13 protein-coding genes are annotated in these 12,270 nt (G+C 36.8%); 10 read left to right on the top strand and 3 right to left on the bottom strand.

From position 1 onward, the window contains the following. Positions 1 to 98 precede the first annotated feature (98 nt). Complete coding sequence (locus CHI06_RS30885; RefSeq protein ID WP_373558176.1) at positions 99 to 209, bottom strand: helix-turn-helix domain-containing protein; 111 nt, start codon at positions 207 to 209, stop codon at positions 99 to 101. 253 nt (positions 210 to 462) lie between these two features. Here CHI06_RS30885 and CHI06_RS28365 point away from each other — a divergent pair, with 253 nt between their 5' ends. Beyond that, positions 463 to 1,119, top strand: a complete 657-nt coding sequence (locus CHI06_RS28365; protein ID WP_095251977.1) for a reverse transcriptase-like protein — start codon at positions 463 to 465, stop codon at positions 1,117 to 1,119. A gap of 21 nt (positions 1,120 to 1,140) precedes the next feature. Then, positions 1,141 to 1,326 carry a zinc-finger domain-containing protein gene (locus tag CHI06_RS28360; RefSeq protein WP_095251974.1) on the top strand — a complete coding sequence of 62 codons (186 nt, stop codon included), beginning with the start codon at positions 1,141 to 1,143 and terminating at the stop codon, positions 1,324 to 1,326. A gap of 97 nt (positions 1,327 to 1,423) precedes the next feature. Here the strand turns inward: CHI06_RS28360 and cspD are convergent, their stop codons facing one another. Continuing rightward, positions 1,424 to 1,624, bottom strand: a complete 201-nt coding sequence (cspD, locus tag CHI06_RS28355) for a cold-shock protein CspD (RefSeq protein ID WP_026563856.1) — start codon at positions 1,622 to 1,624, stop codon at positions 1,424 to 1,426. Between the two features lie 273 nt (positions 1,625 to 1,897). Here cspD and CHI06_RS28350 point away from each other — a divergent pair, with 273 nt between their 5' ends. Next, positions 1,898 to 2,179, top strand: coding sequence for a hypothetical protein (locus CHI06_RS28350; protein ID WP_095251973.1), 282 nt, complete (start codon positions 1,898 to 1,900; stop codon positions 2,177 to 2,179). A gap of 113 nt (positions 2,180 to 2,292) precedes the next feature. Here the strand turns inward: CHI06_RS28350 and CHI06_RS28345 are convergent, their stop codons facing one another. Continuing rightward, on the bottom strand, positions 2,293 to 3,204 hold the full coding sequence (locus CHI06_RS28345) for an ArsR/SmtB family transcription factor (RefSeq protein ID WP_095251972.1): 912 nt from the start codon (positions 3,202 to 3,204) through the stop codon (positions 2,293 to 2,295). A 310-nt stretch (positions 3,205 to 3,514) separates the two neighbouring features. Between CHI06_RS28345 and CHI06_RS28340 the strand changes: the two genes are divergently transcribed. The 7 genes from CHI06_RS28340 (at position 3,515) to CHI06_RS28310 (ending at position 12,196) form a co-directional block, all read left to right on the top strand. After that, entirely contained in the window at positions 3,515 to 4,792 is a 1,278-nt protein-coding gene (locus CHI06_RS28340; RefSeq protein ID WP_095251971.1) for an ABC transporter substrate-binding protein, read from the top strand. A gap of 72 nt (positions 4,793 to 4,864) precedes the next feature. Further along, positions 4,865 to 5,740 (top strand): carbohydrate ABC transporter permease, encoded by an 876-nt coding sequence (locus CHI06_RS28335; protein WP_257009500.1) that lies wholly within the window; start codon positions 4,865 to 4,867, stop codon positions 5,738 to 5,740. Between the two features lie 29 nt (positions 5,741 to 5,769). Beyond that, the gene (locus CHI06_RS28330) at positions 5,770 to 6,603 is read left to right on the top strand and encodes a carbohydrate ABC transporter permease (RefSeq protein ID WP_257009499.1); all 834 of its coding nucleotides are present in this window, start codon (positions 5,770 to 5,772) and stop codon (positions 6,601 to 6,603) included. 23 nt (positions 6,604 to 6,626) lie between these two features. Then, a complete protein-coding gene (locus CHI06_RS28325) occupies positions 6,627 to 9,434 on the top strand; it encodes a glycoside hydrolase family 2 protein (RefSeq protein WP_095251970.1) in 2,808 nt (935 codons plus the stop codon). Next, positions 9,424 to 10,572, top strand: coding sequence for a galactonate dehydratase (gene dgoD / locus CHI06_RS28320; protein ID WP_095251969.1), 1,149 nt, complete (start codon positions 9,424 to 9,426; stop codon positions 10,570 to 10,572). Before CHI06_RS28325 ends, dgoD begins: the two co-directional genes overlap by 11 nt. Positions 10,573 to 10,578: 6 nt before the next feature. Beyond that, positions 10,579 to 11,544 carry a sugar kinase gene (locus tag CHI06_RS28315; RefSeq protein ID WP_095251968.1) on the top strand — a complete coding sequence of 322 codons (966 nt, stop codon included), beginning with the start codon at positions 10,579 to 10,581 and terminating at the stop codon, positions 11,542 to 11,544. 16 nt (positions 11,545 to 11,560) lie between these two features. Further along, positions 11,561 to 12,196 (top strand): bifunctional 4-hydroxy-2-oxoglutarate aldolase/2-dehydro-3-deoxy-phosphogluconate aldolase, encoded by a 636-nt coding sequence (locus CHI06_RS28310; protein ID WP_095251967.1) that lies wholly within the window; start codon positions 11,561 to 11,563, stop codon positions 12,194 to 12,196. Positions 12,197 to 12,270: the final 74 nt, after the last annotated feature.

Raw genomic sequence — 12,270 nt, 5'->3', positions numbered from 1 at the left:
AAGAATGAATAATGGTTCTTTAGTTCCGGAAGTGATTTCACTGTTTCATATTTGTTTAAGAATTTGCCTTTCCATTTATTCGCTGGTAGCTGACCGTTTTACCTCATTTCTTCGACGATATACCAGTAAGCATCTTTTTCTTTTTGTTTGCCAAGAAAGAAATTGAATACAAATCTTGAGCAACCAATGGTTTTGTTAATCAGTTCCATTTGTTTTTTGTTTGGGTAGATGCGGAATTTGAAAGCCTTATTTATTAGCATATATTTCGCCTCACCTTATAGGAATATTTGTTCTTATTGTGGCATAGGGAGGAAGGTTTTGGATATCGCCAACCGACATTTATCCCCTCTATACTCATTAGGCTTCGCCCTTCACATTCCTTGAGGAAGGGGTATTCTGTCGGGAAAGATGATAAATTCTTTCTTTTCAACTCAGAAATCTTCTTTAGAAAGGTTGAAAATCATGAAATATAAACTTGAGTGGAATTATAAAACAGGCCGAAATGAAAAAATACAATTCACCTCTGATTGGATATCTACAGAATTGGCAATACAAGCTGGTGAAGAGCTTGAAAAGCTAGGGAAAGCAAGTGACATCTACTTTTATGATGAGATAGGTACATCGTGGATATTAAAGGAACTGAAAAAGCTGGTAACTGAGATTGAAGATGATCCTCATGAAATCACTGTATATTTTGATGGAGGATTTCAAAAGGAAACCAATACAGCAGGTCTTGGTGTGGTTATATTTTTTAAACAAGGTAAAAAGAAATATCGAATTAGGGCCAACGAAATGTTCGATGAATTGGAAACAAATAATGAAGCAGAATATGCAGCCTTTTATTATGCATTAACGCTTTTAGAGGAATTAGGTGTGCATCATCTTCCTTGTGAATTTAAAGGGGACTCACAGGTAGTCTTAAAGCAGCTTGAAGGAGAATGGCCGTGCTATGAGGATGTGCTCAATACTTGGCTAGACAGGATTGAAGAAAAAATCAAGGCACTTTCGCTGACACCAAAGTACACACCGATTCCAAGAAATGATAATAAAGAAGCAGATAAATTGGCTACTCAGGCGTTAGAGGGGAAAGAAATTTTTGCAAAGACACAAATAATTTAAGAAACGGGGTGCCTTTGACTCGTGAAAAATTCCAGTAGAAGAGAACTGTTTAATCATGTTGAATCCCTATTAGGCCAATACTGTAATGGCTGTTTTGTCCATCAACAGTTTAAACAAGATGGAGGCAGGAGGATTGCCCATCGGTTTTGTATTTCACAATGCACCGTTGGGGAAAAACTGCAGGAATATGGAAAAAAGCTGACATGATGATCAGTTACTGTACTGAATGTCCATTTTCAAAAAGGCACCTGAAGAAATAGAAAAAAGGCTGACGGTATTCGCCAGCCTTTGGTTAGTCATTAGATTAAAGTTTTACTACGTTAGCAGCTTGTGGTCCGCGGTTTCCTTCAACGATTTCGAAAGAAACTTCTTGGCCTTCTTCTAAAGACTTGAAGCCTTCGCCAGTAATAGCGCTGAAATGTACGAATACATCGTCTCCGCCTTCAACTTCGATAAAACCAAAACCTTTTTCATTGTTGAACCATTTTACTTTACCGTTTTGCATTTACAATATCCTCCTAAGCCTTTCAAGACACTTTTTATAAGTGCCAAAGATAAATATTATCATGTACATAAAGTTAATATTATTACTATTCAATTAATGATACATGACACTTAAAATATACATCAATATTTTTGGTCAGTCAAGGAAAGTAAGCGCTTTTTTACCCAATAAAACGTATTTTCATGCAATCTTCAAAATTAATAAATCTATCTGAACATAAATTTTTTTCAGCCTCATATTCTTATAAAAATGGTTGATAAAGGGTGATGAGTGATGTACCGATTTTCGATTGAGGGAGATGAATGGATTTTAAGATTCTCTCCGCAAGTCTTCATTGAGGCCGAAGAAAAACAAGTTGTCTTGATGTCATTGCTTCAAATCGGAAATGATTTATCATCTTATTCACATGGTGACGCCTTTCTCATGTTCACGAAGAAAATAGGTGCAATTGTTTTTGATGTTGAAAGAATTCCATCATTTATTTTGACGGTATCAAATATCATTCCGGAAGAAAATTGGTATATGCAGGATTCAACCTTGAAACTTATACAATAATACTTCAAGTGGGTGGTCACAATTGACTGCCCTTTTTTTCATTAAAAGAGCAGCCAAATCATCTCAGGTTGAATGAGTTGGCTGCATCTTTTTGGTCTCAATTATTAATTGTTTCATTTTATATGTTTAATGGCCATTACAATATCTTGTTCATAATTTCCGAATTTGGACCCGAATAAGTTCATTCCACCCTTATTATCTGCATCCTTCTTCACGCCTAACTTCAATGAAATATATGGTTTTTCCAATAATTTTAATTGATCTAAACCTATGTCTGATATTTTTACACCGTCAATAAAACTAGCAGTTCTAGTAACAGTCCAATTTTTTAATAGCCCAAATTGAGTGTTTTTTGTTCCCCACCACGATGGTGTTAAATATCCTCTTTCACCACCAAAATCTCCAGGACTCGTCCACATCCCTATCTCAACGTCATTAACCCAACAAGTAATGTCAGATGGCCAATCCAATTTGTGATAGGGTGCCTCTGAACATAATTCCATAGAAAAATTTAATTCGTCCACTTTAGAACCGTATGGGATTCGATTAGGGAAATGATACTCAACGAATCCTGATTTAAACCATAGAAGTTGGGCTTGCTTCCGTTCAGGTTCATAAAATGAACGTACATCATCCTGGGAATGAATGATTCCTGTGTGGCTTAAAAGGCCGCAGGTTGGCACGATGTCAACATTTACAAACTCGCCAATCGGCATTTTAATAGAAATGATATTCTCTTCTACGGCTTCATCTTCAGTCAAATTAATAATAATACGGTCGTATCTTTTTGAGTTTACTTTTTGAGTGCCTCTTCCGGGGACAATTTCTGTTGAAATTAGTTCCGCATCCTCTAATTTTTTTACATTTAACGCTGCTGTCGAAAAAGGAATCCCGATCTTTTCTGATAAGTCATTAACGTTCATGGGACCTTCACTTAAAATCCGAAGCATCTTCATTCGGTGTTCATGGGCCAGAGTTTTACATATTTCTATGGCTTCTTCTAATGTTACATGTAGTGTTCTCATATAATATTCTCCCTTTATTACAAGTATTCATGTGGTTAAAAGTATCAACTTGTGTTTTGTTCTATGTTTTGTTGTAACAATTAATTTAATAATAATATGTTTGTAAATAATATACAAGAGATTGCCAAAATATAGTTAAATGTTGGTGTTATCAGGAATAAGTCCATTTAAACTTAACCCCTCAATAATTGGGAAAAATAAAATATAATGAAAAATCTAATTTTTTATTATATAAATACTTGCTATATAACATATAAACATGTAATAATAACTCTTGTAATTATAGTCAAATAGGAGGAGGCAATTTAAGATGAAAAAGGTAAGCGTATTCATGTTGATACTTGTTTTAGCGTTTGGACTTATCGCGTGCTCTAGTGGAGGAAATGAGGAAACTTCTTCAAGTAAAGGAAATGGTGTAACTAAACTGACTTTTTGGGCTCCATTAAGCGGCGGCGACGGAGATTTTATGAAAGAGTTAGTAACTAAATTTAACGAAGAAAACAAAGATGTTAAAGTGGAACTTTTAAACTTAAAAGCAGAAGAATACTATACAAAAATTAGAACATCTGTAACATCACAGCAGGCACCGGATGTTGCGTTAGCACATGCGTCTAAACTTGCTGAACTTCAATCTGCTAACTTAATAGAAAGTATTGAGAAGTCTTCAACAGATGCAAAAATCGATTGGACAACTTTTAGTGAAAATATTTTAAACGCTACAATCATTGATAATGAACACTATGCAATACCTTTAGATACCCATGCACTTATCATGTTTGCCAATAAAAAGATCCTTGATGAAGCTGGGTTATTAGATGCTGATGGTAAGCCATCAATTGAAGAAGGTGCAGAAGGATTTGTAGAATTTTTAAAACAAGTAAAGAAAAATTCACCAGCAGGTACTTTCCCATTATCTGCAACATCTAATGGTGATTCGCCACTACGTATGTGGTGGACTTTCTACAGCCAACTAGGTGGAGAGATGTTAAATGAAGATGGAACGAAAGCTGCATTTAATAATGAGAAATCTTTAGAAGCGCTAGATCTATTGAATGAGATGATTGAAGGCGAATTATGGCCAAAAAATATTAAAAACGGCGGAGAACTATTCACTGCTCAAAAAGCTGCTATTCATATGAATGGTGTATGGATGACAGGTGCACTAGAACAAAATAAAGGACTTGAGTTTGTTGCATTACCTATTCCCCAACTCTTTGATCAGCCAGCTACATGGGGTGACTCACATTTATTTGTGATTCCAAAACAAGAAAAACAAACTGATGAGAAAAAGGTAGCCAGCTTAACATTTGCAAATTGGATTACTGAACATTCAGCGTCCTGGGCTAAAGCGGGACATGTTCCTAGTAAACCAGCTATTTTAGAATCTCCGGAGTTTAAAGAATTAGAATATAGAAGTGACTATGCTGAAATTGGTGACTACGTATCTTATATGCCGAACTCTCCAAAACTATCAGCAATCAATGATGTCCTTAAAAAGCATTTAAACCTATTTATGAATGGTCAGTCCAATGCTAAAGATACACTTGAAAATGCAGAAAAAGAAGTGAACGCATTATTAAGTAAATAAAAAAATAATAGAGGTTCTCGATTCTAAAATGAAAAATCGAGAACCTCTATTAAATAAAGGGAGGTAACACCCGTGAAGTTTCAATTTTTTAGGGGAGATAACTTGAAAGCCTATTTATTCTTAGCCCCTTTTTTAATTGTATATAGTCTGTTTATGCTTTACCCGATCATTAAAGGTTTTATCATAAGCTTGCATGATTGGACATTAGGAATGGATTCAACCTTTGTAGGATTCCAAAACTACATCACCATGTTCAAAGATAGTTACTTTTGGGAAGCATTGGGGAATACCATCCTTTTTGTATTAATTTCAACGCCTGCTCTCATTTTTGTCGGATTGGGAATTGCGTTATTAGTTAATGCAGGATTAAAAGGAACAACCTTTCTGCGCTCTGTCTTTTTCCTTCCTTATGTCCTATCGATTTCGGTTATCGCAAGTATTTGGGTATTTATTTTACAACCTTATACAGGTTTATTAAACACATTTCTCCATAAAATGGGAATCGCGAAAGAAATATTTTGGCTTGGCGACGAAAATCTTGCTTGGGTATCCATTTTAATAGCAACAATTTGGTGGACAGTTGGGTTTAACATGGTCTTATTTCTTGCAGGTCTACAGGAAATTCCAGATGAATATTATGAGGCAGCAAAAATGGATGGAGCTAATTCTTGGAAACAGTTCATATCAATCACTCTGCCTTCATTAAAGGGTGTAATGCTTTTAACAGTCGTATTACAAACTATCAATTCATTTAAATTATTTGGTCAGCCTTATTTGATGACAAATGGTGGACCTGGTACAGAAACAAGAGCATTAGTCCAATACATTTATGAAAAAGGCTTTATCGAGCAACAAATGGGGGTAGCATCTTCCATGTCTTATGTTCTTTTCGCCATAACAATCGTATTTGCATTCATTCAATTTAAGTTCTTTCAAAATAAAGATTGATATTTGTACTTGGGAAGGAGAGGAAAACAGTGGCATCTGTCAAAAAGAAGACAACAACAAGTAGAAAGTTATTACATCTTTTCGGCTACCTATTTGTATTCATATGGTTAATCCCTGTGTTATGGATGTTTATGACAGCATTAAAACCAGGAGGAACGGCGGTTACTGTCATTAGTGAGTTAGTAAAAGCGCCATTTACCTTAGATAATTATAGTTATGTGTTGAATAATGCGTCTATATGGAGATGGACGTGGAATAGTTTATATGTAGCTATTGTAACAACCGTTGTAACCATTGTATTAACATCACTCGCAGCTTTTGCTTTATCACGTTTAAAATTTATTGGGAAAAACTTTATTTTTTGGCTGATTATTGGTGGATTAATGGTTCCAGTTGAAGCAAAAATTATTCCTTTATTTCAAATTATGATGGACTTTGGTCTGATTAACAGTTATAGCGCCCTTATTTTACCAGGATTGGCAGCACCACTAGGAGTCTTTATAATGAAGCAATTCTATGATGGAATCCCAAATGAGTTGGTAGAAGCAGCAAAAATAGATGGAGCAGGTACATTGCGAATCTTTTGGAGCATTTTCTTACCGCTATCTCGTTCATCAATGGCTGCACTAGGTATCTTTACATTTATTACTTCTTGGAATAACTTTTTATGGCCATTCCTCGCAGTAAATGAAGAGAAAATGATGACTCTGCCAGTTGGAATACCGACATTCCAAAGTGCTTACACAGCTGAATTAATGATACCGATGGCCGCAAACGTTCTTGCAAGCTTACCAGCTATTATCGTGTTCATATTCTTCCAAAAGCATATTATTAAAGGAATTACGATGACTGGAATAAAGTAAATCTATAAAAGGGATGGAACATCATGCGGAAAACTAATTATTTAGATGGAAGTTGGAATTTTGGTATTGATCCAAAAAATAAAGGTGAAAGTGAATCTTGGTATACAGGGAGTATTCCGAATGCAATAAGTGTTGAAGTTCCACATATTTGGCAGCGTGAAGGAGACCAATTTGTTTCTTATAATGGAGCTGCCTGGTATGAGAGACAAGTGAAAATAGAGAATCTATCACAACACCATGATTATTATTTGTGTTTCGGTGCCGTCGATTATTCATGTCGAGTGTGGTGGAATGGTCAATTTATAGGAGAGCATGAAGGTGGATTTACACCGTTTGAATTTAACATACCATCTACACTTATAAAAGACGACAATCAATTATCCATTCGAGTATATGATTATGAAGCCAATGCGGAAATACCGATTGGCAAACAGGGTAGTTGGTATACTCGTGTTAGCGGGATTTGGCAATCTGTTAAATTAGAAGTGCGAGCAAAAACATTTATCTATAACGCTTTTGTTACACCGAATATTGATCAGGATAGCCTTGAAATCAGTTCATTTGTTACTGGTGAAATAAATGAATCTACCTCTATAAACTTTGTCATTAAAGGACATTCTCTTCGTGATGAACAATGGGGAGATAAGGAAAGTATTTCAGGAACGTTAGAAATGGTGGAAACAACTCTTCCAATTTTTCAAGAAGCGAACAACTTGACTCATTTCAAAACGATTTTAAATGTACATGATATGAAAAGATGGTCACCAGAAACACCTTATCTTTATGAAATTGAGGTTACTGTAGAATCAAAGGGGAAAGTTGATTCGTATCAAACAACGTTCGGATATCGAAAAGTAGAACAAAAGAATGGCCGTATCTATTTAAACAATGAGCCAATTTACATCCGAGGTGCATTAGATCAAGCGTTTTACCCAGACACAATTTATGCTGTACCGTCTGTTGAGTACATTCAAAAAGAATTACAAGCAGCGAAAGACATGGGTTTTAACCTGTTGCGTAAACATATTAAAGCTGAGTTGCCGGTTTATTTATACTGGGCAGATAGACTAGGAATGTTAATTTGGGCAGAGCCGCCAAATTATGTGAAATGGACGGCAACAGCACAAAAACGTTTTGTGAAACTATTAAATGAAATGATGATAAGAGATTACAATCATCCCTCCATTATTATCTGGTCCATCTACAATGAAGAATGGGGATTAGAGTGGGATCTTGAGTTTGATATAGAAAAACAAGACCATGTTGCAAAACTATTTGATGAAGTAAAGCGATGGGATACATCAAGATTGTATTGCGATAATAGTGGCTGGACTCACGTTAAAACAGATATTAACGATCATCATCGTTATTTTGCATTACCCGAACAAATCAAAGAATGGGAAAATGATCTAGATGAATATGTGATTGGACAATGTGAAAGAAATTTTGTTACGGGGTACCAATCCAACGGAGAACCACTTCTAATTTCAGAATTTGGAATGTGGGGGTTACCAAGTATAGAAAAACTACGTAATTACTATAAAGGGAAAGAGCCTTGGTGGTTTGTGAATCAAGGGGATGGCACCCATCAAGATGATTATAAAAAGCCAACAACAGCATTGGTTAATCATTCGAAATTTGGAATCAGGGAGGCTTTGGGAGATTTAGAGAACCTTGCAGTAAGCTCCCAAAAAAGAATGTTTAGAGGTGTTAAATCTTTAATTGAAGAAATGAGAAAAAGACCTCAAATTGCTGGGTATGTTGTCACAGAGTTCACAGATATTGAATGGGAAACAAATGGCTGGTTGGATTTCATGAGAGAGCCAAAAGAAGAATTTAATAGATTAGTAGATTTTAATGGACCTACATGTGTGATAGCTGATATTTCAAATAGGAATCTATGGTCGGGGGAATCAACAAATTTTGATATCGTAGTGGTGAATGACTTAGCACATTTAAGGGAAGTAACGATTAAGTGGGAATTTGTCGATGCTAATCAACAACCCTATGAGACGTTAAATGGTGAAATACATTTTAATATGAATGACGAAACGTATTGGAAAACAGAAGATGGAATTTATATTACAGTTCCGGCGGTTAGCAATTCCGAATTTGCACAATTAAAACTAGTGTTAATCTCTTGTGGTCAGGTTGTTGCTTCAAATGTGGAAGAATTCACATTTACGAATAAACATGCCTTTCAAAAGCTTGATTCAACTGTATATGTTCATCATTTGCCACAGGAATTCTCAAACCAATTAGTAAATCACGACATCGAAGTAACGAGTGAACTGGAAAAGGATGTAATTGTGGTCACGGATCACTTAGATGCAGAAATATTTACGCATATTCATACTGGTGGTCATGCGATTTTCTTAGCAGAGGCGGGAGATCATTTGGAGGAAAATGGTCATTATCCTTTCCGAGAACTACCACCAGGTGAAAGCTGGCCGCGTGCTTCATCGATGAACTATATAAACACAGAATGGTTTAATGGTGTACCTTTTCACCCTGAAGTTGGCTGGGAAGGATCTGAGTTGTTCCCTGATTATGTTATCCCTTTTGCGGATTATAAAAAAGAGGGAACGAAACGAACGATAAACATGTTTGGAAGTCCTAGACTTGCAGAGGAATCTAATGTTTTAGCAGGGTATTTCCAAGGATGGTTAGGACAAAATGGAGGTTCAATTGTCCACCATCGAGACGGAAAAGGCTCGGTGCTTATCATTACTTGGAAGTTAATCAATCAATATGGAAAACATCCAATTGCAACTCAATTATTAAACAAATTAATAATGAAGGTAAAGGGAGAGAGTATTTATGAAAATTAAAAGTATAGAGCTTTTTAAGGTACCACCACGTTGGCTATTTCTTAAAGTGATGACGGATGACGGACTTGTTGGCTGGGGGGAGCCAGTCGTTGAAGGTCGTGCAGATACTGTAAAAGCAGCAGTAGAAGAGTTGAGCAGCTATATCATTGGACAAGATCCAATGAGAATTGAGGACTTATGGCAAGTGATGTACCGCGCAGGTTTTTATAGAGGTGGTCCAATCCTGACAAGTGCCATTTCAGGGATCGAGCAGGCATTATGGGATATTAAAGGGAAATTTTATAACGCGCCTGTCTACGATTTAATAGGTGGAGCAAGTCGAGATAAAATCCGAGTCTACAACTGGATTGGCGGGGATCGTCCTAGTGATGTCAGGGAAGCAGCATTACAGCAAATAGCTGCAGGCTTTACAGCAGTTAAGATGAATGCATCTGAAGAATTACATTATATCGATTCGTTTTCTAAGGTTGAAAAAGTTATAGAACGTATTGCGACTGTCCGTGAAGTTGGGGGTAGTGATTTTGGAATTGGCATCGATTTTCATGGACGGGTTCATAAATCAATGGCAAAAATTCTTGCTAAAGAACTTGACCAATATCGTCCAATGTTTATTGAGGAACCGGTCCTTCCTGAAAATAATGAAGCGTTAAAAGAAATTGCACGTTATACATCAGCACCAATTGCAACAGGCGAAAGAATGTATACACGCTGGGGGTTTAAAGAACTTTTACAACAAGGAATTGTGGATATTATTCAACCAGACGTATCACATGCGGGTGGAATTCTAGAAACAAGGAAAATTGCTGCAATGGCTGAAGCCTATGATGTAGCCCTGGCACCACATTGCCCATTAGGACCGATTGCTCTTGCTTCATGTCTACAAGTAGACGCGTGTTCACCGAATGCCTTTATCCAAGAACAAAGTTTAGGAATTCACTACAACCAAGGGAATGACATATTAGACTATATCTTGAACCCTCAGACATTTGAGTATCAGGATGGATTTGTTTCCCTTCCAAAAGGTCCTGGTTTGGGTGTTGAGGTAAATGAAGAGAAAGTTCGAGAAGCCGCAAAGATTGGTCATGACTGGAAAAACCCTGTATGGCGTAATGACGACGGCACAGTTGCAGAGTGGTGATGAAGGATGAATCCATCAAAGCTTGATGTCGTTACCTTAGGGGAAACCATGGGTCTATTTACGCCAAACAAACAAGGCTATTTACGATATGCTAATCAGTACTCTCAAACATTTGTGGGATCCGAAACAAATGTGGCAATTGGCGTATCCCGTATGGGGTATAAAGCAGGGTGGATTAGTAGAGTCGGAAAGGACGAGTTTGGAAAAGGATTATTGATGTTTTTACGAGGAGAGGATATTGATCTAACTCTTGTAAAAGAAGATAATGAATCCCCAACAGGTTTAATGTTTAAAGAATATTTACGAGAAAATCAAACGAGGGTTTTCTACTACAGAAGTAACTCAGCGGCAAGTCGTCTTTCTCCTGAGGACATCGACGCTTCATATATTAGCCAAGCAAAATATTTATTTGTATCGGGTATTACCCCTGCGTTGAGCAAATCCTGCCATCTAGCAGTAATGGCTGCCATTAAAATAGCGAAAGAACATGGGGTCCAAGTCGTATTTGATCCAAATCTACGGAAGACTCTGTGGAAAGAAGATATTGCCCGGCAAACCTTACTTGATATTGCCAAACAAGCAGATATCGTCTTACCTGGGATTAGTGAAGGTGAATTTTTGTTTGGAACAAATGATGTAAAGGAAATAGGAGATAACCTACTTGAATTGGGAGCCAAAATGGTTGTAATCAAGCTGGGAGAAGCAGGAGCAAGTGTCATCACGAATGAAGGTGTAGAATATGTTCCAGGCTATAAGGTAAATCGGGTAGTGGATCCAATTGGAGCTGGAGATGCCTTTGCAGCAGGTTTTATAACAGGCTTACTGGATAATCTATCATTATATGAATCTGTTCAAAGGGCTAATGCATTTGGAGCCCTCGCAACACAGGTAAAAGGAGATATTGAAGGACTGCCAGAACGTGAACAATTATCTCAATTTATGAATTCAACGTCAGATGATGTTGAAAGGTAAAAAAGGAGAGCAATCTATGAAAATTGAACAATTTAAGGAGCATAAGATTATCTCGATTGTAAGAGGTATAGCGGTGGAAGATGCAGAACAAATCTTTCAAACATTATATGAAGAGGGAATCAGGTTTATTGAGGTCACGCTCAACACTGAACATGCATTGACGATTATTAGTGAGATGAGCAGGAAGTTTGAAGATCGGATGTTTGTTGGAGCTGGAACCGTTCTTACACCAGAAAAGGCAATCCAAGCGATTGAGGCTGGGGCTAGGTTTATTCTTACACCTACTGTTAACGTGGAAACGATACACACAGTCAAAAGAGAGGGGATCTTCTGTATTGCAGGTGCACTCACACCAACAGAGATTCTCACTGCTTATGAGAATGGTGCAGATTTAGTTAAAATTTTCCCTGCAGGCACAATGGGAGTAAATTATTTAAAGGATATTCAAGGACCACTGCCACAAATACCAACAGTACCAACTGGAGGTATCGATGTAACTAACGCCTTGAAATTTCTTGAGGCAGGGGCAACAGCACTAGGTGTGGGTAGTTCTATCGTAAAAGGGAAAAAGGGCTATAGTGAAAGTGACTTTGCTGAATTAAGAGAGAAAGCAAGAAAGTTTTTTCAAGTTTGTCATGAAAACAACAAGTAGATTTATATATTTTTTCAAAAACCACAGAATCATACTGTGGTTTTTGCCTTTTATACCTAAAATCATTTTAGCAT

The sequence above is a fragment of the Bacillus sp. 7884-1 genome, from assembly GCF_002272245.1.
Classification (GTDB): domain Bacteria; phylum Bacillota; class Bacilli; order Bacillales; family Cytobacillaceae; genus Neobacillus.
This window is presented reverse-complemented; position numbering and strand designations above follow the sequence as displayed.

Bases quoted from the DNA above. Each gene is read 5' to 3' on its own strand.
- CHI06_RS30885 (WP_373558176.1), bottom strand. From the start codon at position 209: ATGGAACTGATTAACAAAACCATTGGTTGCTCAAGATTTGTATTCAAT.
- CHI06_RS28365 (WP_095251977.1), top strand. From the start codon at position 463: ATGAAATATAAACTTGAGTGGAATTATAAAACAGGCCGAAATGAAAAA.
- cspD (WP_026563856.1), bottom strand. From the start codon at position 1,624: ATGCAAAACGGTAAAGTAAAATGGTTCAACAATGAAAAAGGTTTTGGT.
- CHI06_RS28350 (WP_095251973.1), top strand. From the start codon at position 1,898: ATGTACCGATTTTCGATTGAGGGAGATGAATGGATTTTAAGATTCTCT.
- CHI06_RS28345 (WP_095251972.1), bottom strand. From the start codon at position 3,204: ATGAGAACACTACATGTAACATTAGAAGAAGCCATAGAAATATGTAAA.
- CHI06_RS28340 (WP_095251971.1), top strand. From the start codon at position 3,515: ATGAAAAAGGTAAGCGTATTCATGTTGATACTTGTTTTAGCGTTTGGA.
- CHI06_RS28325 (WP_095251970.1), top strand. From the start codon at position 6,627: ATGCGGAAAACTAATTATTTAGATGGAAGTTGGAATTTTGGTATTGAT.
- dgoD (WP_095251969.1), top strand. From the start codon at position 9,424: ATGAAAATTAAAAGTATAGAGCTTTTTAAGGTACCACCACGTTGGCTA.
- CHI06_RS28315 (WP_095251968.1), top strand. From the start codon at position 10,579: ATGAATCCATCAAAGCTTGATGTCGTTACCTTAGGGGAAACCATGGGT.
- CHI06_RS28310 (WP_095251967.1), top strand. From the start codon at position 11,561: ATGAAAATTGAACAATTTAAGGAGCATAAGATTATCTCGATTGTAAGA.